This is a genomic window from Glycomyces salinus (genome assembly GCF_016428645.1).
GTDB lineage: Bacteria > Actinomycetota > Actinomycetes > Mycobacteriales > Micromonosporaceae > Glycomyces > Glycomyces salinus.
In genome coordinates this window covers 44,208-65,214 of sequence record NZ_JAELXW010000035.1, presented here as the reverse complement: position 1 = coordinate 65,214, position 21,007 = coordinate 44,208, and the positions used below count along the sequence as shown (strand labels likewise).

The 21,007-nt window shown below is 69.7% G+C and carries 17 protein-coding genes; 8 read left to right on the top strand and 9 right to left on the bottom strand.

Annotated features, from left to right (window positions below):
• The 4 genes from JFB92_RS11950 to JFB92_RS11935 form a co-directional block, all read right to left on the bottom strand.
• Positions 1-1,087, bottom strand: a 1,087-nt coding sequence (locus JFB92_RS11950) for an RNA-guided endonuclease InsQ/TnpB family protein (RefSeq protein ID WP_199038510.1), incomplete at its 3' end; no start/stop codon positions are given.
• Positions 1,088-1,281: 194 nt separating this feature from the next.
• Positions 1,282-2,430 carry a DNA polymerase III subunit delta' gene (locus tag JFB92_RS11945; protein ID WP_199038507.1) on the bottom strand — a complete coding sequence of 383 codons (1,149 nt, stop codon included), beginning with the start codon at positions 2,428-2,430 and terminating at the stop codon, positions 1,282-1,284.
• On the bottom strand, positions 2,427-4,550 hold the full coding sequence (tmk, locus tag JFB92_RS11940; RefSeq protein ID WP_199038504.1) for a dTMP kinase: 2,124 nt from the start codon (positions 4,548-4,550) through the stop codon (positions 2,427-2,429). Before tmk ends, JFB92_RS11945 begins: the two co-directional genes overlap by 4 nt.
• Before the next feature lie 94 nt (positions 4,551-4,644).
• Positions 4,645-5,316 (bottom strand): TetR/AcrR family transcriptional regulator, encoded by a 672-nt coding sequence (locus JFB92_RS11935; protein WP_199038501.1) that lies wholly within the window; start codon positions 5,314-5,316, stop codon positions 4,645-4,647.
• A gap of 298 nt (positions 5,317-5,614) precedes the next feature.
• On the opposite strand from JFB92_RS11935, the gene mshA reads away from it, so the two are divergent.
• The 6 genes from mshA to xynC all read left to right on the top strand — a co-directional run bounded on the left by mshA (position 5,615) and on the right by xynC (position 12,367).
• On the top strand, positions 5,615-6,853 hold the full coding sequence (gene mshA / locus JFB92_RS11930; protein ID WP_199038498.1) for a D-inositol-3-phosphate glycosyltransferase: 1,239 nt from the start codon (positions 5,615-5,617) through the stop codon (positions 6,851-6,853).
• A gap of 26 nt (positions 6,854-6,879) precedes the next feature.
• The gene (locus tag JFB92_RS11925) at positions 6,880-7,356 is read left to right on the top strand and encodes a type III secretion system chaperone family protein (RefSeq protein ID WP_199038495.1); all 477 of its coding nucleotides are present in this window, start codon (positions 6,880-6,882) and stop codon (positions 7,354-7,356) included.
• Between the two features lie 100 nt (positions 7,357-7,456).
• Positions 7,457-8,209 carry a phosphoglyceromutase gene (locus JFB92_RS11920; RefSeq protein ID WP_199038492.1) on the top strand — a complete coding sequence of 251 codons (753 nt, stop codon included), beginning with the start codon at positions 7,457-7,459 and terminating at the stop codon, positions 8,207-8,209.
• 219 nt (positions 8,210-8,428) lie between these two features.
• The gene (locus JFB92_RS26155) at positions 8,429-9,667 is read left to right on the top strand and encodes a sensor histidine kinase (RefSeq protein ID WP_199038489.1); all 1,239 of its coding nucleotides are present in this window, start codon (positions 8,429-8,431) and stop codon (positions 9,665-9,667) included.
• A 13-nt stretch (positions 9,668-9,680) separates the two neighbouring features.
• Complete coding sequence (locus JFB92_RS26595) at positions 9,681-10,367, top strand: response regulator (RefSeq protein WP_199038486.1); 687 nt, start codon at positions 9,681-9,683, stop codon at positions 10,365-10,367.
• A gap of 422 nt (positions 10,368-10,789) precedes the next feature.
• Complete coding sequence (xynC, locus tag JFB92_RS11905) at positions 10,790-12,367, top strand: glucuronoarabinoxylan endo-1,4-beta-xylanase XynC (protein WP_199038482.1); 1,578 nt, start codon at positions 10,790-10,792, stop codon at positions 12,365-12,367.
• Between the two features lie 349 nt (positions 12,368-12,716).
• Here the strand turns inward: xynC and JFB92_RS11900 are convergent, their stop codons facing one another.
• The 5 genes from JFB92_RS11900 to JFB92_RS11880 all read right to left on the bottom strand — a co-directional run bounded on the left by JFB92_RS11900 (position 12,717) and on the right by JFB92_RS11880 (position 18,603).
• Positions 12,717-13,889 carry an ROK family transcriptional regulator gene (locus tag JFB92_RS11900; protein ID WP_199038479.1) on the bottom strand — a complete coding sequence of 391 codons (1,173 nt, stop codon included), beginning with the start codon at positions 13,887-13,889 and terminating at the stop codon, positions 12,717-12,719.
• The gene (locus JFB92_RS11895) at positions 13,882-15,537 is read right to left on the bottom strand and encodes a hypothetical protein (RefSeq protein WP_199038476.1); all 1,656 of its coding nucleotides are present in this window, start codon (positions 15,535-15,537) and stop codon (positions 13,882-13,884) included. Before JFB92_RS11895 ends, JFB92_RS11900 begins: the two co-directional genes overlap by 8 nt.
• On the bottom strand, positions 15,518-16,315 hold the full coding sequence (locus JFB92_RS11890; protein WP_372451627.1) for a carbohydrate ABC transporter permease: 798 nt from the start codon (positions 16,313-16,315) through the stop codon (positions 15,518-15,520). Before JFB92_RS11890 ends, JFB92_RS11895 begins: the two co-directional genes overlap by 20 nt.
• Before the next feature lie 86 nt (positions 16,316-16,401).
• Positions 16,402-17,343 carry a carbohydrate ABC transporter permease gene (locus JFB92_RS11885; protein WP_199038470.1) on the bottom strand — a complete coding sequence of 314 codons (942 nt, stop codon included), beginning with the start codon at positions 17,341-17,343 and terminating at the stop codon, positions 16,402-16,404.
• Between the two features lie 3 nt (positions 17,344-17,346).
• Entirely contained in the window at positions 17,347-18,603 is a 1,257-nt protein-coding gene (locus JFB92_RS11880) for an ABC transporter substrate-binding protein (RefSeq protein ID WP_199038467.1), read from the bottom strand.
• A 307-nt stretch (positions 18,604-18,910) separates the two neighbouring features.
• Between JFB92_RS11880 and JFB92_RS11875 the strand changes: the two genes are divergently transcribed.
• Together JFB92_RS11875 and JFB92_RS11870 are read left to right on the top strand one after the other, a co-directional pair.
• Positions 18,911-19,780: an ABC transporter ATP-binding protein gene (locus JFB92_RS11875; protein ID WP_199038463.1), complete on the top strand. Its 870-nt coding sequence runs from the start codon at positions 18,911-18,913 to the stop codon at positions 19,778-19,780.
• 26 nt (positions 19,781-19,806) lie between these two features.
• Positions 19,807-20,961, top strand: coding sequence for an ABC transporter permease (locus JFB92_RS11870; protein WP_199038460.1), 1,155 nt, complete (start codon positions 19,807-19,809; stop codon positions 20,959-20,961).
• The last annotated feature ends 46 nt before the right edge of the window (positions 20,962-21,007 follow it).

Genomic DNA, 21,007 nt, shown 5'->3' with positions numbered 1-21,007 from the left:
GGTCGCGGTCATGGACTACTCCGCACCCGCAGCGCCACTGCCGGACCGCAAGCCCCTCCAAGCCTCGCGGGCCCGTGAGGGCACCGCAGGCCGAGCACAACCGAGTGGACGGGAAGTACCGGTCCACGCGCACGAAGGTGCGGCCCGCACGGGCCGCCTTCGACTCCAGCAACGTCAGGAACCGGCCGAGCGCGGCATCATGGATCGACTTCGCGCCCCGGCCCCGGGCCAGGCCCCGCACATTCAGGTCTTCGACGTAGATGCTTTGGTTCTCGGCAACGATCGTCTTGACCTGCTTGTGGAGGAAATCGTCCCTGCGGTTCCTGACCTGCTCATGGACCCGAGCAACCTCGACCCGAGCGTTCACCCGGTTCGCCGAGCCCTTCTGCTTGCGGGACAGTGCCCGCTGCGCTTTCTTCAGTTTCCGTTCCAGCCTGCGGAAGAACCTCGGCGACTCGATCACCCGGCCCCCGCGCACCACAGCGAAGTCCTTCAGGCCCAGGTCGATCCCGGTCTCGGCCTCGGGGTCGGCCAGCGGCTCCAGCAGCTCCGCGCCCTCATCGACCGCGACCACGAACGACACGAAGTACCTCCCGGCTGGAGTCTTGACGACCGTCACACTCGACGGCTCGGCCGGAAGCTCCCTCGACCAGGCGACCTTGAGCTCCCCGACCTTCGCCACATACAGGCGGCCGTTGCCCCGGAGCGCGAACCCGTTGCGGGTGTAGCGGGCCGCCTGCCGATGCGAGCGGCGCTTGAAACGCGGCGGCCCCACCCGCGCCCCGGCCCGCCTCCCCGACAACGAATCGAAGAAGTTCCGGTAAGCCGCATGACAGTCCCGCGACGCCTGCTGCAACGGCACCGTCGACACCTCAGCCAGCCAGGCCCGCTCCGGAGTCCGCTTCGCCTCGGTAATCAGCCGCTTGTCCAAGACGGCCGTCGGCGGGAACGGCAGGCCCTCGGCATAGGCCTTGCGGCGGGCCGCGACCGCATCATTGAACACCGTCCGCACACACCCGAATACCCGAGCCAGCGCCGTGCGCTGCGGCGCGGTCGGATAGACCCGGAAGGTGTAACGCAAATGCACCCCGAAACCGTACCGAACGGGTACGACAGTCCCTCCGTCTGCAATCCCACGCCAAAGGATCAAGAGCCGAGCAATGACCCCGGATTCCTCCCCGGTTCGAAGACCGGAGCGTCCTCCGAGAAACCCAGTGAGGGGATGTGTGGTGGTCCCAAACGGTCTGCATCTGACCCGTTCGGATCCACCGAATGCACTCCCTAGGCCCGCCACAGGGAGAGCATCATCGCCTCGACGGCGATGCGGGGGCGCACGTTCGACTCGATGGCCTTGCGGCAGGCCAGGATCGCGTCGATGCGGCGCAGGAGCGACTCGGCGCTGAGGCGGGCGGCCGCGGCGCGGGAGGTCTCGGCCGCGTCGGGGTGGATCACGGCGACTCTGGCGCCGAACCCGGCGGCGAGGGCGTCGCGGTAGAAGGCGGCCAGGTCGACCAGGGCCCGGTCCAGGGAGTCGCGTTGGGCGCGGGTGTCGCGGGTCTTCTGGCGCTTCTCGAGCTCTTTGAGGGCCGCGGCCGAGCCGCGCGCGGCCTTGGTGGCGCCCTTGCCGGTGCCGCCCTTGCCGAGCGCGGTCTCCAGGGCCTCCTTCTCGGCCGCGGACTGGTCGGTGTAGGTCCCGGCCGCTTCGGCCTCGGCGGCCTCGATCAGTTCGACCGCGGCGGTGAAGCAGGCGCCCAGTCCGGTCAGGCGCCGGGGTATCTGGAGGACGTCGTGCCGTTTGGCGCGCGCCTCGGGGTCGGTAGCCAGCCGCCTGGCCCGGCCGACGTGGCCCTGGGCGGCCGCGGCGAACAGTTCGGCCTCGCGCCGGTCGAGGCCGTCGCGTTGCACCAGCAGGTCGGCGATCGCGGCCGCTTCGGGCTGCCGCAGCACCAGCACCCGGCACCGGGAGCGGATCGTCACCGCGATCTCGGCGGGGTTGGTCGAGGGCGCGCACAGCAGGAACGCGGTCCGCTCCGGCGGCTCTTCGACGGCTTTGAGCAGCGCGTTCGCGGCCGCTTCGGTGAGGCGGTCGGCGTCTTCGATGATGAGGATCTGCCAGCGCCCCGAGGTGGGGGCGCGGGAGGCGTCGAGGATGAGGCCGCGGACCTGGTCGACCCCGAGCGACAGGCCCTCGGGGATGACGCGCGTGACGTCGGGGTGGGTGCCGGCCAGGCTCGTGCGGCACGCGTGGCACTGCCCGCAGCCGCCGGTCTCGCATTGCAGGGCCGCGGCGAAGGCGACCGCGGCGGTCGAGCGGCCGGACCCGGGAGGCCCGGTGAACAGCCACGCGTGCGTCATGCCGTCCCCGCGCGCGGCGGCGGCGAGGACGCGTTGCGCCTCGCCCTGGCCGACCAGCTCGTCGAACACGCTCACGGCCTGCCGGCCTCCTCGGCGACGGAGTTCCACCGGCCTTCGCCCTCGTGGTCGAGGTCGGGCCAGGCGGAGTCGGCGCGGGGGGTCTCGGTGCGGATGTCGAGCCGTTCGGCTACCGCGTCGCGGACGGCCGCGGCGACCTCGTCGGGGGTGCCGCCGGCCTCGATGACGAGGTAGCGTTTCGGGTCGTCGGCGGCCAGGTCGAGGAAGGTGCGGCGGACCCGCTCGTGGAAGTCGAGCTGCTCGCGTTCGAGGCGGTCGCCCTCGCCGCCGGCCGTGGCGCGGCCGACGCCGGTGGCCGGGTCGACGTCGAGGACGACGGTCAGGTCGGGTTTGAGGCCGCCGGTCGCCCACGCCGAGACCCAGGCGACCTCGTCCTTGCCGAGGCTGCGGCCCGAGCCCTGGTAGGCGATGGAGGAGTCGATGTAGCGGTCGGAGACGACCACGGCGCCGCGTTCGAGCGCGGGCCGGATGACCTTGTCGACGTGCTGGGCGCGGTCGGCGGCGTACAGCAGGGCCTCCGAGCGCGGGCCGGGGGCGGTCTCGGTGCCGGAGTCGAGCACCAGGGCGCGGATGCGCGCGCCGATGTCGGTGGCGCCGGGCTCGCGGGTCAGGACCGTCTCGTAGCCGCGCAGTTTGAGCCAGGCGGACAGTTTGACCGCCTGGGTGGACTTGCCGGCGCCCTCGCCGCCCTCGAAGACGACGAAGAAGCCGGTGGAGGCGGTGGGGACGGCTCTGGAGAGGGGGCGGCCGCGCAGTGAGGACCACAGGTCGGCCAGGACGGGGACGCCGCGTTTGTCGTCCATGCGGCGGAAGGCGGTCACGCCCAGCCAGACCACCAGGACGGCGGCGGCGAACAGCAGGACGCGGCTCATGGAGATCTCGACGGTGGTCACGCCGAGGTCGAGTTGGCGGGCGGCGTGCCAGCCGGCCAGGGGCGAGGTGACGGTCATCGACAGCATCAGCACGACGCGGGCGCTGACGGCGATGAACCCGAAGATGCGGCCGCGGACCTCGTCTTCGACTTCGCGCTGGAGGAGGGTGATGCCGGCCAGGAACGCCATGCCCGCGCCGAGGCCGATGACGACCGCGCCGAACAGGGCCACCCACAGCCAGGGGGCGACCGAGTCGAGGGCGAGCCCTGCCCCGGCCAGGACGATGCTCATGCCGAACCAGCGGAGCCGGGAGAGCTCGCCGATGAGTTTGGGGCCGACCGCGATGCCGGTGCCCAGGCCCAGGAACAGGAAGACCGCGAGGATGTAGAAGGCCGCCTCGCCGGCGCCGAGGGTGCCCGCGTAGATCGTGCCGGCGCCGATGAGGATGCCGGCGCCGCTGAAGGCGCCGAGCATGCCGTAGATGAGGCCGCGGACCTTCTCGTTGACCCGCACGTACCGCCAGCCGTCGAGGAACTGGCCCCACACGCTGCCCTGGCCGGCGAGGTCGGTGCCGCTCCTGCCGTCGCGGCCGGAGATCTGGGGGATGAAGAAGTAGACGGTGATCGCCAGGGTCAGGAACATCGCGGCGTCGATGTAGAGGGCGATGACCATCGGCTGGGCCCAGATGCCGACGTCGCCCCACAGGCCCGAGCCGCGTTCGAGGGCGGCCAGGACCAGGAACGCCATGGGCGGGGCGATGCCGTAGGTGGTGGCGAGGTTGAGCTGGTTGGCGGCCTCGTACTTGTCGCGCGGCAGCAGGTTGGGGACGGCCGCTTCCTTGGTGGGGGTCCAGATCAGGACGGTGATCTCGATGAGGATCTGGGCCACGGCCAGCCAGATGACGGTGATGGCCGTCGAGGAGGTGACGATGTAGACGGTGGGGACCGAGGCGATGAGGGTGAAGCGGATCAGGTCGCACACGGCCATGGTCTTGCGGCGGTCGAACCGGTCGGCGAAGACGCCGGCGATGGGGCCGAACAGCAGCGAGGGCAGCAGCCGCAGGACGATGACGCCGGAGAAGGCGAAGCCCTTGGCGGCGAGGTTGTCGAACAGGGACTGCGCGAACCCGGCGGTGGCGAACAGCGACAGCCAGTCTCCGAAGGAGGCGAGACCGAGCACGGTCCACAGGCGTCGGAAGGGGCGGATCTTCAGCACCGTCTTGATGTCGGCGGTGGTGTTCGCCATGGCACTCCTCTGGTTTCCGGGACCGCACCGGGTCGACTACGAGACTAGTCGGCCCGGTGCGGTCCCGCCTCTCGGCGCAGCGGGTGTGAGTCCTCTACGACAGGCGGCGCGCGAGGTAGTCGCCGACGACCCGCCCGGCCTCGGCGATCGCGGCGGTCTCGCCGTCGGGATCGCGGCGGAAGGCGAGGCGGACCAGGGCCTGCCCGGTCTCGACCGCGACGGTGACCGCCTCGGTGAGGTTCCGGTCGGGTTTGATCCCGAACCGCTGCTCGACCCCGGACAGGATCTGGGCGGCGATGGCGTCGCCGCCGGTGGCGATGCGCTCGCCGCGACCGGGGTCGATCGCGTCGGCCAGGTGCAGGACGCGGAATCCGGGCGCGGTGCGGTACATGTGCACGTACTCCTCGATCGCGGCCCCGACCCCGGCGTTCCAGTCCGCGGGCGGTTCGGCGTCGAAGCGGGCGGTGAGCCGCTCGATGTACATGTCGATGTAGCGCTGGCTCAGCGCCTCTGCCAGTGACCGCTTGTCGCCGAAGAACTGGTAGACCGATCCTATGGCGACATCGGCACGCTGGGCGATGGCGGTCGTCGAGAGCCGGTCGTAGCCGACCTCCTCGATCAGGTCTGCGGCGGCGTCGAGCATACGGCGGACCCGGGCGGCGCTCCGCTCCTGGACTGGCAGGCGGCGCAGCGAGTGCGCGCTTCCGAGCTTGGGCGCCGGCGACATGGTGGGTTGCCGTACTGCGGGCACAGTAGCAGTGCTCATGGTGTGTCTCCCCCCTAGTGATGACAAGTATCCCCATCATGGACGACTTGCCCTGATTTGAGGCCCATTCCGGCCCGTGTCGCGAAGGAATTTCTGGCTTCTCACCCGCCCGGGGGCGTGCGGATTTCGTCACTCGTGAGGCGGCCGCGTTGCCGACCGCGACTCGCGGCGGAAGTATTGCGAGGGTTTTGCGCGTTGTTCAGAGGACGACACCGCACGAGAGGACGATAACGTGAAGAATCGGCGCAGTCCGGCATTCCGCGCCCGATGCCGCCCCCGCGGCATCAGGCGGGTCGCGATGGTATCGGTCCACACCTCCCCGCTCGCCCAACCGGGGACCGGAGACGCCGGAGGCATGAACGTCTACGTCCTCAACACCGCCCGCGAGCTGGCCCGCGGCGGCATCGAGGTCGAGATCTTCACCCGCGCCACCAGCTCCGAGGAGCCTCCCACCGCCGAGGCCGCCCCCGGCGTGCTCGTCCACCACGTCCCGGCCGGCCCCTTCGAGGGCCTGTCCAAGAACGATCTGCCCGGCCAGCTGTGCGCCTTCACCGGAGGGCTGCTGCGCGCCGAGGCCCACAACCCCGCCGGGCACTACGACCTCATCCACGCCCACTACTGGCTGTCCGGCCAGGCCGCCTCGGTCGCCTCCGAACGCTGGGGCGTGCCGCTGGTCCAGACCTTCCACACCCTCGCCAAGGTCAAGAACGCGCGCCTGGCCGACGGCGACCGGCCCGAGCCCTACACCCGCGTGTTCGGCGAGGAGCAGGTCGCCTCCGAGGCCGACCTCCTGATCGCCAACACCGCCGCCGAGGCCGCCGAGCTGCGCGACTTCTACCGGGCCGACACCGGACGGGTCGACATCGTCCACCCCGGCGTCGACCTGGCCACCTTCTCCCCCGGCGACCGCAGGGCCGCCCGCGAGTCCCTGCACCTGCCGCCCGAGTCGATGGTGGTGGCCTTCGTCGGCCGCGTCCAGCCGGCCAAGGCCCCCGACGTGCTGCTGCGGGGCCTGGCCCGGCTGCGGCACACCGACCCCGAACTGGCGCGCCGCATCGTGCCGCTGTTCGTCGGCGGCCCGTCCAACACCGACCTGTACTGGCTGCCCAAGCTCGCGGCCGAACTGGGCCTGGCCGACCAGGTGCAGTGGCGCGCCCCCCGCTCGGGCGAGGCGCTGGCCGAGGTCTACCGCGCCGCCGACGCGGTCGCCGTCCCCAGCTACAACGAGTCGTTCGGCCTGGTGGCCCTGGAGGCGCAGGCGGCCGGCACCCCGGTCCTGGCCGCCCGCGTCGGCGGCCTGCCGACGGCGGTCGCCGAGGGCCGCTCGGGACTGCTGGTCGACACCCACTCGGCCGACGACTGGGCCGCGGCGCTGCGCACCCTCTTCGGCAACCGGCACCTGCGCGACCGGCTCGCCGCCGGCGCCCGGGACCACGCCCGGTCGTTCTCGTGGGAGGCCACGGCCGCAGGCATCCGCGCCGCCTACCTCCGCGCCGCCGATGCCCGGATGCGCCGCATCTCGCGCGCGGTCCGCTAGGCCGGTCCGGCCCTTACCCTTGAGCGGTGATCGATGAACTCACCGCCGCACTCGACGAGCTCGGCGTGGCCTTCGCCACCGCCGACGCCAGGTCGGTGACGCTGTCGCTGCCCGGCGAACGCAAGCTGTCCACACCGTGCTCGCTGATCGTCGAGGACCACGCGCTGCGGGTCGAGGCGTTCGTCGCCCGCCGCCCCGAGGAGAACGCCGAGGCCGTCTGGGCCGAGCTGCTGCGGCGCAACGGCCGCCTGTACGCGGTCACGTTCGCGATCGACGACGCCGGCGACATCCACCTGGTGGGGCGGCTGCCGCACGCCTCGATCAACGCCGCCGAACTCGACCGGGTCCTCGGCGCGGTCCTGGAGGCGGCCGACGACGCCTTCAACGCGATCCTCGAACTCGGCTTCGCCACCTCGATCCGAGAAGAATGGCGCTGGCGCCTGGACCGAGGCGAGTCCACCCGGAACCTGTCCGCCTTCGAGCACCTCAGACCCGAGCGGTGACCGGCGGCCCCGGAATCGAGACGGCCGTGAAGGCGACCTCGGCCACATCACCCGGTCGACCGGAGTGCGACAGGATCCGGGGCGCGGCAGGATAGGGGGCATGACCGCTACTCTCGTGCTGCTTCGCCACGGCGAAAGCGAATGGAACGCCAAGAACCTGTTCACCGGCTGGGTCGACGTCAAACTGTCGGCCACCGGCGAGGAAGAGGCCGTCCGCGGCGGGCGCCTGCTGGCCGAGGCCGGGCTGCTGCCCGACGTCGTCCACACCTCCCTGCTGCGCCGCGCCATCAACACCGCCGAGATCGCCCTGTCCGAGGCCGAGCGCTCCTGGATCCCCGTCAAGCGCTCCTGGCGCCTCAACGAGCGCCACTACGGCGCCCTCCAAGGCAAGGACAAGGCCGAGACCCTCGCCGAGTTCGGCGAGGAGCAGTTCATGACCTGGCGCCGCTCCTACGACACGCCGCCGCCGGCGATCGAGCCCGGCTCCGAGTACTCCCAGGAGGCCGACCCGCGCTACGCCGACCTGGCCCCCGAGATCCGCCCGGCCACCGAGTGCCTCAAGGACGTCCTGGAGCGGATGCTCCCCTACTGGTACGACGGCATCGTCCCCGACCTCAAGGCCGGGAAGTCCGTCATCGTCGCCGCCCACGGCAACTCGCTGCGAGCCCTGGTCAAGCACCTCGACGGGATCTCCGACGAGGCGATCACCGGCCTGAACATCCCCACCGGCATGCCGCTGCGCTACGAGCTGGACGCCGAGACGCTCAAGCCGACCGTCCCCGGCGGGCAGTACCTCGACCCCGAGGCCGCCGCCGAGGCCGCCGCGGCCGTGGCCGCCCAGGGCAAGAAGTAAGACGTCCCCGCCGCCCTCGAAGCACGACCGGGGGCGGCGGGACCGGGCCGTTCCGCGGCTCGCAAGCTTCGCCGCCGTGCTCATGTCCGGCTCGCAAGCTTCGCCGCTGTGCTCATGTCCGGCTCGCAAGCTTCGCCCCCGTGCTCATGTCCGGCTCGCAAGCTTCGCCGGATTGCCTCTCCGCTCGACGGCGGGTCATTCCGCGCTTACGCTGGAGACGTGCCGAAGAAAGACACCGCTTCCGTCCGCCCGAGGCTGGCGCTCGCCGCCGGCCGCGCGCTCGCGGGGATCGCCGCGGGCGCCGCGTTCGGCGCCTCCGCCGCGTTCGCGCTCGCCCGAGGCCGCCGCGACCCCGCCCGCCCCACTCCGCTGGCCCCGGACCGCCGCCCCTGGGCGGCCGCGATCGACCTGCTGCGCACCGGCGTGTGCCTGGTCGACGACGCCAACCGGGTCCTGTACTCCAACGCCGCCTCGCGTGCGCTCGGCCTGGTCGACGACACCGAGATCACCTCGCTGACCCTGCGCGCCCTGCTGGCGCAGGCCCGCCGCTCGGGCCGCTTCCGCGACGCCGAACTGGAGGTCCCGAGCCCGGCCGTAGGCGAGCCGACCGCCGTCCGGGCCCGCATCACCCCCCTGCCCGAGGGCGTGGCCGTGGTCGAACTCCAGGACATCTCCGAGCTGCACCGCGTCGAACGGGTCAGGCGCGACTTCGTGGCCAATATCAGCCACGAGCTCAAGACCCCGGTCGGGGCGATGCAGATCCTGGCCGAGGCCCTCAAGGACGCCGCCGAGGACCCGGACGCCTCCGCCCGCTTCGCCGACCGCATCCAGGACGAGTCGGCGCGCATGAACCACCTGGTCACCGACCTGCTGGAGCTCTCCCGGCTTCAAGGGGCCGAGAAACTGCCCGACCCCGAGCCGGTCTCGGTCGACCGGATCGTCGCCGAGGCGTTCGACCAGACCCGCATCGCCGCCGAGGAGCACGGCATCGTGCTCAAGTCCACCGGCGTGACGGGCCTGGAGGTGCTCGGCACCGAGTCCCAACTCGTGACCGCCGTCAAGAACCTCGTCGGCAACGCCATCGCGTATTCACCTGAGGACACGACCGTCGAGGTGTCCACTTCCGTGTGCAAACCGAACGGCCCGGTGGCCCGCTCGCTGACGGTCTGCATCGGCGTCCGAGACGAGGGGATCGGTATCCCCCCAGAGGAACTGGACCGAATCTTCGAGCGGTTCTACCGGGTGGACGCGGCCCGTTCCCGGGCCACCGGCGGGACCGGCCTGGGATTGGCTATCGTCAAACATGTCGCGGTGAATCATGGCGGACGCGTAGAAGTGACTAGTATGCCCGAATCTGGATCAGTGTTTACCTTGATGTTGCCTGCTCGTTCCATTCCGTCCGACACCAGGGCACCGGGCTCGGATGAAATCGAGGCAGCCGAAGACGCCGTGTGCTAGGGAAGGTTGATCCGTGACCCGCGTTCTCGTAGTTGAAGACGAGGAGTCGTTCTCCGACGCCCTGTCCTACATGCTCCGCAAGGAAGGGTTCGAAGTGGCCGTCGCCGCCGACGGCAACGCCGCTCTCAAGGAGTACGAGCGCGCCGGAGCCGACGTGGTCCTGCTCGACCTCATGCTGCCCGAGAAGTCCGGGACCGAGGTCTGCCGGGAGCTGCGGGCCAACTCAGGCGTCCCGATCATCATGGTGACCGCCCGCGACTCCGAGGTCGACAAGGTGGTGGGCCTCGAACTGGGGGCCGACGACTACATCACCAAGCCCTACTCCTCGCGCGAGCTCGTGGCCCGCATCCGCGCGGTCCTGCGCCGCTCGGCCGAGCCCGACGACCCGATCGTCACCGTGCTGGAGGCCGGCCCGGTGCGCATGGACGTCGACCGGCACACCGTGACCGTCGGCGGCGGCGACGTCCAGCTCCCGCTCAAAGAGTTCGAGCTGCTCGAGATGCTCCTGCGCAACGCCGGGCGCGTGCTGACCCGCGGCCAGCTCATCGACCGGGTCTGGGGGGCCAACTACGTCGGCGACACCAAGACCCTCGACGTCCACGTCAAGCGGCTGCGCTCCAAGATCGAGCCGGAGCCGGGCAAGCCGCGCCACCTGGTCACCGTCCGCGGCCTGGGATACAAATTCGACCCGCACGCCTGAGGCGAGGCCAAGCCGCCCGCATGACGCATACGGCAACGAACGGCCCTCACGACCACTGACCTCAGCGCGCCCACGGCGGCCTGAACTCCCGCCGCCCCTGAGACCGTGGCACGCCCCGAGGCGAGCCCGGACCGACCGCCTCAAGCCGCAGCCGACCGGGTCGACCGCCGCTCGGCCGTCCGCGAACACGGCCAAAGGCACCACCGATCGATGCCCGCCCTCTGCCCTGAAAACCGAGGGCAGGGGGCGGATCCACGAGTCGGCTCAGCGTATCGAAAAGTTGACTATGTATTGATAGATGTCTATAGTTCCCGTTGACTGACTTTCGTGAATCCACCGGAGAGCTCCTGAACGTCACGCAGCGTTTTCGGGCGTTCCGATCCCTGTACGACCGGCACTCGACAGGAAGGGCAAGCGAGACCATGACGCCACAACGGAACGAGCCCAAGGCGACCGGCAGAGGGGCGCTCAGTCGGCGGTCCTTCCTGGCACTGAGCGCGCTGCCCGCCATCGCGGTCGCCGCGCCGGCGTCGGCGCAGTCGGGTGTGGTCGTCGATCCGGGAGCGCGGCGGCAGACGATCCAGGGCTTCGGGGGCATGAACCACACCGTCTGGATCGGCGACCTCACCGCCGCCCAACGCGAGACCGCCTTCGGCAACGACGACGGCCAACTGGGCTTCTCGATCCTGCGCCTGCCCGTCCACGAGGACCCCTCCCGCTGGAGCGGCGAGGTGGCCACGGCCCAGCGAGCCGGAGAGCTGGGCGCCAAGGTCATCGCCTCGCCGTGGAATCCCCCCGACGGCATGGTCGAAACCGTCGGCGGCGACCGGCGGCTCCGGTACGACCAGTACGACGCCTACGCCCGGCACCTCAACGACTTCACCGACCACATGGCCGACAACGCGGTCAACCTGTACGGCATCTCGGTGCAGAACGAGCCCGACTACGCGCACGACTGGACGTGGTGGACGCCCGAGGAGATGCTCCGGTTCATGCGCGAGAACGCCGGATCGATCAACACCAGGGTCATCGCACCCGAATCGTTCCAGTACCGCAAGAACATCTCCGACCCGATACTCAACGACCCGGCCGCGCTGGCCAACCTCGACATCCTCGGGGCCCACCTCTACGGCACCCAGTTCTCCGACTTCGACTACCCGCTGTTCGAGCAGAACGGCGGCGGCAAAGAGCTGTGGATGACCGAGGTCTACCACCCCAACTCAAGCGACGACGCCGACCTGTGGCCCCAGGCGCTCGATGTGGGCGAGCACCTCCACCGCGCGCTGGTCGACGGCCAGTTCCAGGCTTATGTGTGGTGGTACATCCGCCGCTACTACGGCCCGATGCGCGAGGACGGGCAGATCAGCAAGCGCGGAGCGAACATGGCCCACTTCTCCAAGTTCATCCGCCCCGGAGCCGTCCGAATCGCCGCGACCGCCAACCCGCTGTCGAACGTCTACACCTCGGCCTACCAGGGTGAGGACACCGCGATCACCATCGTCGCGGTCAACAAGGGGTCCTCGTCGGCGAACCTGCCGTTCACCATCCAGGACTCCACCGCCTCCATCGTGCGCCCCTGGCTGACCGACGCGAACCAGAACCTCCAACCCCAGGCCCCGATCGACCTCGCCGACGGCTCGTTCACCGCCACCCTGCCCGGACAGAGCATCACCACCTTCGTGACCGACCAGAACGGCGACGATGACGGCAGCGGCGAGTGCCGGGGCCGAGTCGACGTGGCCAACGACTGGGGCTCGGGCTGGCAGGGGAGCGTCACGCTGACCGCGGGCAGCCAGGCCATCGACGGCTGGGACGTGAGCTGGGACTGGCCGGGAAGCCAGCAGATCAGCAGCTTGTGGAATGCGGAGTGGTCGCAGTCGGGTTCGACTGTGAACGCCTCGGACGCGGGCTGGAACGGCCGAATAGAGGCGGGCCAGAGCCGCGAGGTCTTCGGATTCATCGCCTCCGGACCGGCAGTGAGCTTCGAATTCGACTGCTGACCGGCCGCGCAGATTACCTTCTCCTCCCCGCAGCCGCAAGTTGTCCACAGGCCGATCCACAGTCGCGAGTGGACCTCACCAGTTATCCACAGGCGCAGAAGTTTCTCTTGCGGGCTTGCGTGGTGCGTGTCAATGTCATATGGAAAAAACGGCAAGTTGGTTCGGTCCTGGCACACGAGCTGAATTGCCCTCTCGCAGGATCGGTGGCGAGGACGGAGGAGATGTCCCGGGAGCCACCATCACAAGTCCGCGCGCGGGGCGCCCCGCGCGCGGCTCCTGCGAGGGACCCGCGGGTAGATCGCGGGCGGGCGGCACCCAGCCGCCCGCCCGCACCCTCACGATCATCGGATCAGCCCGGTGCGTAGGCGAACCCTTGCGAATGCCGCACCGCCAACTCGGCCGCGCCGACCAACGCGGCGTCATCACCGAGCGCGGTCGTCGCGAGCCGCGGCAGCAGCGGCACCCTGCCGGTCAGGCGCTCGTTCAATTGCCCGTGGACGAAATCCGGTTCGGCACTCAGTCCGCCGCACAGCACCACCAGGTCCGGATCGAGCACACTGGACAGAGCAGCGATCCCCAGCGCCACCATGTCGAACAGGTCGTGGGCCAGTTGCTTCACGGCCGCTTCGGGCTCGGTGCGGGCCTGGCGGATGATCCAGGGGCACACCGGGCCGGACTCGAGGGTCCATCCGCAGCGGGCGGCGCGGTCTTCGAGGGTGCGCGCGCCCAGTTGGGATTCGAGGTCGCCCACGTCACCGAATTCGAGCGACAGTGAGGATCTGCCGGTCAGCAGGAATCCGATTTCTCCGGCCACTGAGCGGGCGCCGCGGTGGAGGCGGCCTTCGGAGACGATTCCGGCGCCTATGCCGGCGCCCAGTTCGATGGCGGCCAAGGTCTTGCTGCCCTGGCCGGCGCCTCGGGCCCATTCGGCGTAGGCGATCGCGTTGGCGTCGTTCTCGACGAGGACCGGCGCGTTCAGGCGGTCGGCCATGAGGCGGCCGAGCGGGATGTCGTTCCATCCGAGTTCGGCGGCCTGCAGGACCGCGCCGTCGGTAGCCCGGACGAAGCCGGGGATCGATGCGCCGAGGGCCAGGAACGGTTTGCCGCGTCGTGCGGCCTCGGCCGGGAGTTCCTCGGCCGCGGCCAGGCAGGCTTCGAGGCGGTCTTCGCCTCGAGGGCCGGTTTCGGCGGTGCGGCGGTGGAGGATTCGCCCGGTGAGGTCCATGAGGATGCCGGTCACGGTGGTGGCGTTGACTTTCACGGCCCCGGCGAGCCTGGTCTCGCCGGCGTAGCGCAGCAGGTGGGAGGGCCGTCCGCCGTCGGACGGTTCGAGCCCGGCGCGGACGATGACCCCGTGTTCGAGGAGTTGGGCGGTGAGCCGGTTGACGGTGGCGGGACTGAGGCCGGTGAACTCGCCGATCTGCTTGCGGGACAGCGGACCCCGCTCCAGCAGGGTCTCGGTGATCGCCGCGAGGTTGACCTGCGAGACCATGTTGGTGGTGGCGGTCCGCCGCTCAGTCACGTTCTCTCCGTTCTGTATGACGCAGCGTCACCACGGTACGCCCGCTCGGGCTCAGTGGAATGCGGACCTTGGGCCCGTCGACTGCGTCGGTCCCGGACAGGTGCGTGTAGTCCTCACCCGGATGGTAGGCGCCGGGGCCGGCCGGGCGGGGTTCGGAACCGGAGGTATCGATCTCGATCGCGTCGCCGCCGTGGCGGTAGGAGCGGCCGTCGTCGGCCAGGCGGCCGCCGGGGCGGAAGGTCAGTTCGATCGCCTGGCTGACGCGGCCGTCGGATTCGCATTCGATCCGGGCCGAGTGGCGGCCCAGTTCGATCCGCAGCTCGGTGTCGAGCGCGACCTCCGTGGTCGGGCGGTGGTCGAAGTCCATCGCGGCCGAGAAGCGGCCCTCGTCGGTCAGCGCGTAGCGGCCGTCGGCGCGGCGGTGTTCGGGCCCCAGCGGCTGGTAGTAGGCCGCGCTCACCCGTTCGCGCAGCGTGTACGCACCGTCCTCTTCGGTCAGGCCGTCGGCGCGGAACGGGCCGAGGCCGAAGAAGTCCCTGGTAAGTCGGGCCGATTCGAGTACGGCCGCTCCCCCGGCCAGCCGCAGGAAGGTCGGGTTGGTCGCCAGGCCGGAGCGGATGCGGCCGTGTTCGGCGTAGTCCGAGCCGCCGTAGACGCAGGCGTAGAAGCGGTCCTCGCGCGCCACGGCCAGGCCCGCGGACGGGAACAGCCTGCGTACCGGCTTCCGCGGTTCGGGCGGCGGCAGGGGTGCGGCCAGGGCCGGTTCGAGCAGGATCTCGGTGAGGGCGCCGGTCGGGTCGGCCAGGGGCCCGGTCAGGATCTCGGCGACGATTCCGGCGAAGTCGCCGCGGTCGCGCCGGATCGCGAAGCGCCGGAACTGCATGAGGAATCCGGCCAGGTCGATCGTGCCGCGCTGGTCCTGCCGCCTGGAGTGGACGGTTTCGACGGTGCCGTCGGGCAGGGTCGTCGCGGCGATCGCTTCCAGGTTGCGGACGACGTCGTCGAGCAGTTCGGGGCGGTCGAGTGCGGTGCCGATGGCGGTCAGGGACGGGTTGGAGACGTGCAGCGCGTAGTTGGCGCTGCGTTCGGAGTACATGCCGTCGGGGGCGATGTCGATGCCCTCGGCCAGCCATTGGTCGACCCGTTCCACCAGGCGCTGGTCGGGCCAGTGCCGGTGCATGCGGGCCAGGGCGGCGCTCAGTTCCCAGCGGTGGTTGGGGGTGTGGACGCCGCCGCGCAGCAGGGACTCTTTGGCGGATGCCGCTATCCGCTCGAGCCGCTTCGCGGCCGCCGCGGACTCCCCGGACTGTTCGAGGAGGCCGTAGGCGTCGCACAGGTCGTTGATCGTGAAGGCCGTGTCGGGCGGGGAGGCGAGGTTCTCGCCGTCGAAGAGGCCGTCGGCCCCTTGCATGGAGGCCAGGTGGTCGATCAGCCGCAGCGCGCCCGAGGCGGCCTCGATCGAGCCGTGGTGCCTCGACCGCTCGTGGCCGCGGCAGGCGATGAGCGCCTTGGCCGCGGCCATGACCGTGCGGTGGTGCACCGCGGGGGCGGTCAGCTCCTCGATGCCGTCGAGCACCTGGTCGGCTCGGTCGTCCGCCGCTTCGGTGACCAGCGCGGTGAATCGTCGGTCAGTCCTTGAGTCCGGCATTGAGATCCTCGTTCATGACGTACCGCTGGAAGACCACGAACAGCAGGATCAGCGGCAGCAGGGACATCGCGGACGCGGCCAGCAGGAGGGGCCAGTCGATGTTCTCGGCCCCGACGATGCTGCGCAGCGCGATCTGGAGGGTGAACTTGCTTTCGTCGCCGACGACGATGAGCGGCCAGATGTAGTCGTTCCAGCGCCATTGGAACGAGAAGATGGCCAGGGTCATGATGATCGGCCTGGACATCGGCAGCATGATCCGGAAGAAGATGCCGACTTCGCGGGCGCCGTCGATGCGGGCGGCCTCGATGATGTCGTCGGGGATGGACACGAAGTACTGCCGGAACATGAACACGCCGGTGGCGGTGAGGATCGAGGGCACGACCAGGCCGGCCAGGGAGTTGTAGAGGCCGAGGTCGCGGATGACGATGAACGTCGGCGACAGGATCACCTCGGTGGGCAGCATGGTGGTGGCCAGGATGCAGATGAAGAAGATCTTCACCCACCGGTACTGCTGGTATTTCGCCAGCGCGTAGCCGGTCATGGCGCTGGCGATGACGGTCAGGACGGTGGTGGAGACGGCCACGATCAGGGTGTTGGAGAAGTACAGGAGGAAGTCGAACCGGTCCCATGCCTGCTCGAATCCGGCGACGGTGGGGTTCTCGGGCAGGATCGTCAGCGGGTACCGGAACAGTTCGCTGCCGGGTTTGAAGGAGCTGAGCAGGAACCACACCAGCGGGAACGCGTACAGCGCGGCCAGGGCCCACATGAAGGTGGACATGGGGACGATGCTGGCGGAGTTCTGGATCTTGCGGGCTCTGCGGGACTTGGGGGCCGCCGCGCCCGGGCGCGTCTTGGTCAGGGCGCTCATGCGGTTCGCCTCCGGTTGATCCACAGCTGGAGCAGCGCGATGGACATCAGGATGACCAGCAGGATCATGGAGACGGCGCTGGCGTAGCCGATGTCGGCCCGTTCGAAGCCGGTCTCGTAGATGTACTGGATGAGGAACGTGTTGGAGGTCCCGGGTCCGCCGCCGTTGAGGGATTGGACCATTGCGAACTCCTTCATCGCGCCGAGGGAGGAGAGGAGGACGACCATGAAGGAGGTCGGCGCGATCGACGGGAGGGTGATGTGGCGGAACCGCTGCCAGCCGCCCGCGCCGTCGATTTCGGCGGCCTCGTAGTAGGAGCGCGGGACGTTCTTGAGCGCGGCGATGAACAGCAGCATGTTGAATGCGGTCCCGCCCCAGGTGGCGGCCATGACGACGACCATGAGGGCGAGGTCGGCGTCGGTCTGCCAGGCGAGGGGGTCGGCGCCGAGTGTGGTGATGACGTAGTTGACGAAGCCGAAGCTTTCGCCGAACATCCACCGCCAGATGACGCCGGCGACGATCGGGGAGATCAGCCACGGGAAGAAGAAGATGATCTTGGCGGCGGTCTTGCCTTTGGTGTAGTTGCTGACCAGGAGTGTGGCGATGGTCAGGGAGACGACGTACATCAGCGGGACGCTGAGTGCGGCGAACAGGAGGGTGCGGGTCAGGGCCTGGTAGAAGGTGGGGTCGCTGAAGAGTTTCTCGTAGTTTTCGGTGCCGACGAATTGGAAGTCGCCGATGCCGGTGTAGTCGGTGAAGGAGTAGATCAGGCCCAGGCTGCCGGGCCAGACGAAGAATACGAGGAACAGGACGATGCTGGTGCCGCCGAGGATGAGCGGTGCGGCGCGGTACTGGACTCGCCTGGAGGCCGCACCGCGCCGCCTCGGGGCGGGGGGCTCGGTGCGGCGCTCGTCGTTCGCGGCGGTGGTGACGGTCAAGGTTTACTCGCAGCTGGTGGCTTCGTTGAGCAGGTCGAGGGTGTTCTGGATCGTCGCGGGGACGTCCTGTTCGTCGTTGGCGAGCTTCTTGGCCTCGTCGGCGATGGGGTCGCTGTCGGAGGACTGGGTCTGCTCGGCGTAGACCATCTCGAGCTGGGAGGTGATCTGGTGGCCCGAGATGGGATCGGAGGCGGCGATCTCGTCGTTGTAGAGGTCGAAGCTCGTCTGGGAGTCGCCGTAGTCGATGTCGAGGCCCGTCATCACGGGCAGGAAGCCGGAGACTTCGGAGATCTCGGTGTAGTTCTCGGGGGTGTAGAGCCAGTTGACGAAGTCGTATGCCCGTTCGGCCTTGGATCCTTTGTAGACGACCATGAGGCCGCCGCCGAGGTTGGTGGCGCGGCGTTCTTGGGCGGGCATGTAGACCGAGGCCCATTCGAAGTCGGCGATGTTCTCCTGGAAGTCGGCGACCTGCCAGGAGCCGGAGTAGTAGGCGGCGACCTGGCCGCTCTTGAACAGGGCGTTCGGGTCGTCGCCGGAGACCCACACCGAGCGGGGCATGACCTGGTCGTCGTTGATGTCGTGGAAGAGTTCCATGGCGGCGGTGGTGGCCGCCTCGTCGGTGGTGTACGCGCAGTCGTCGTCGAGGAGGTAGCCGTCGCTGCCGAACTGGTACATCATGGCGCGCAGGCGGTGGGAGGAGCCGTCCATGACCAGGCCGTAGCGGGCTCCGGTGTCGTCTTGGACCTGCCTGAGGGCGTCGATGAATTCGTCCCAGGTCCAGATCTGGTCGGGGCTGGTCGGGTAGGCCACGCCGGCGGAGTCGAACAGGCTCTTGTTGATGAACAGTCCGACGGCGGTGAGGTCGGTCGGCAGGGTGGGGATTTCGCCGTCGGCGTTCTCGACCAGGAGGTTGTCCATGATGCCGTGTTCGGAGGCGATCCCGGAGAGGTCTTGGAGCTGGTTCATCCAGATCGGGTCGATCGCGGTGACGCGGGCCAGGTCGGGCAGTCCGTCGGCCTGGGCGGCGTTGCGCAGCCGGGTGTTGAAGTCGTCGTAGGGGACGTCGTCGATCTCGACTTTGATCCCCGTCTCCTCTTCGTACTTGTCGGCCATGTGCTGGAAGCCGCCGCCTTGGTTGGCGTCGCCGGAGAGCCAGAAGCGCAGGGTGTCGTCGTCGGAGCCGTCGTCGCCTCCGAGGACGCCGCAGGCGCTCAGGGGCACCACCGCCGATCCGGCGGCGAGGATCAGTCGTCGTTTCATGGTCGTCTCTTCTCAGGGTCTGGGGTCGGATAGTGAACGGCCGCTCGCCCGCGGGCACTTGCGGGTGTTTGAGCGGCCGGTTTGTGTTGTGAGCTACTTTTCTATCAGTGTGATAAGTAACCTGTCAAGCGCTTACCAGCCGGGTTCGCTCACAGTTCGATCACGGAATGCGACCGGTCCGGTCTCGGCCCCCGGCCACCGCGCCGACCCGGACGAGACGTGAGTCGTACCCGCGAAGGATCCGGTCGGTCCCCTGATCATCCGGGCGGGGGACGTGCGCGACCGGTTCCCGCTTTAGGGTGAACACATGCTTGAAATCAAGGAGCTCCGCAAACGGTTCGGAGACAAGGTCGCCCTCGACGGGGTGTCCCTGTCTGCTCAACCGGGCGAGGTGGTGGGGTTCGTCGGCGCCAACGGCGCGGGCAAGACGACCACGATGCGCATCGCGATGGGCGTCCTCGCCTCCGACTCCGGCGAGGTCCTCTACCAGGGCTCGCCCCTCGGTGCCGCCCAGCGCAACCGCTTCGGCTACATGCCCGAGGAGCGGGGCCTGTACCCGAAGATGAAGGTCGCCGAGCAGATCGCCTACTTCGGAGAGCTGCACGGCATGGACCGCGCCGCGGCCAAGCGCGCCACCGGCGAGCTGCTGGAGCAGCTGGCCCTGACCGACCGGGCCGGCGACCACGTCCAGGACCTGTCGCTGGGCAACCAGCAGCGCGTCCAGTTGGCCGTCTCGCTCGTGCACGACCCCGAGGCGATGGTCCTCGACGAGCCGTTCTCAGGGCTCGACCCGATCGCCGTCGACGTCATGGGCACCGCGCTCAAGGAGCGCGCCGCCCGGGGCGTGCCGGTGATCTTCTCCAGCCACCAGCTCGACCTGATCGAGCGGCTCTGCGACTCGGTGGTGATCATCGCCGCCGGTACGGTCATCGCCGCCGGAGGCGTGGAGGAGCTCAAGGCCCGCGAGACCAAGCGGCTGCGCGTCCGGGTCGACGCCCCGCGGGACCTGATCGCCGACCTGCCGGGGACAGTCACCCGCGACGGCGACGACTACCTGGTCGAGGACGCCGACGACCAGGCGGTGCTCCACGTCGCCATGAGCGCCGGGCGCGTCGCCCACTTCGCCTACGACCAGCCGACCATCGCCGAGATCTTCCGAGAGGCGGTCGCCCAATGAGCGCCCGGTCCCCTGAGAGTTCGAGAATGCGCGGCCTGCTCCTGGTGGCCGGCCGCGAGATCCGCGTGCGCGGGCTCTCCAAGTCCAATCTCATCAGCCTGGCCATCACCGTCGTCATAGCCGGTGTGCTGGCGGCGCTGCCGACCATCCTCGACGGCGGCGACTCGGACACCGAGGTCGGCCTGGCCGGTGCCGCCGCCTCCACCATGGAGGGGCAGCTCGAGGCGATCGGCGGCTACGAGGTAACCGTCTTCGACTCGGCCGCCGATGCCGAGCAGGCCGTCGAGGACGGCGACGTCGAGGCCGCGGTGGCCGACGGCGACCTCTACGTCGACGGGCGGGTCGGCACCGAGCTGCAGACGGTGCTCGAATCGGCCTGGCAGGCCGCCGCGGTCCACGGCAACCTGTCCGACGCCGGGCTGAGCGACACCGAGATCCAACAGGCGCTGACGACCCGGCCGTTGGAGACGGTCAACCTCTCCGACAGCGAGTCGGACTCCGTGATCGGCTACTTCACGGGCCTGATCATCTCGATCCTGATGTTCATGATGCTGATGATGCCGGTGCAGTACATCGCGATGGGCGTGGTCGAGGAGAAGTCGAGCCGGATCGTCGAGATCCTGCTGACCAGCCTCAAGCCGTGGCAGTTGCTGGGCGGCAAGGTCGTCGGCCTGGGCGCGGTCGCGCTGGTGAACCTGGTCGCGATCGTCGCGGTCGGCCTGGGCGTGGCGGCGGCGACCGGGCTGCTGCCGGACCTGCCCGAGGGCACGACCTCGGCCGCGCTGTCCTCCATCGGGTGGTGGCTGATCGCGTTCGCGCTGTTCGGCACGCTCGCCGGCGGCGTGGGCTCGCTGGTCTCGAGGCAGGAGGACGCCGGGTCGGTGCTCACCCCGCTGGTGATGTCGCTGACGCTCAGCTACGTCGGGTCGATCTTCCTGCTGAACGCCCCGGGCACCACGTTCGCGCAGGTGCTGTCGATCGTGCCGCCGTTCTCGGCGATCGCGATGCCGACCCGCATGGCGATCGAACCGGTGCCGTTCTGGGAGATCGCCGTGGCGATCGCGCTGCTGCTGGCCGCGGCCGCCGGGGCGCTGGCCCTGGGCGCCAAGCTCTACAGCCGCAGTGTGCTCTACACCGGTTCGCGCCTCAAGCTCACCGAGGCGCTGCGCCGGGCCGCCTAGGAACGCCGAAGCAGGTGGTCCCTGAGGGCCCCCTTGTTGAAAGAGT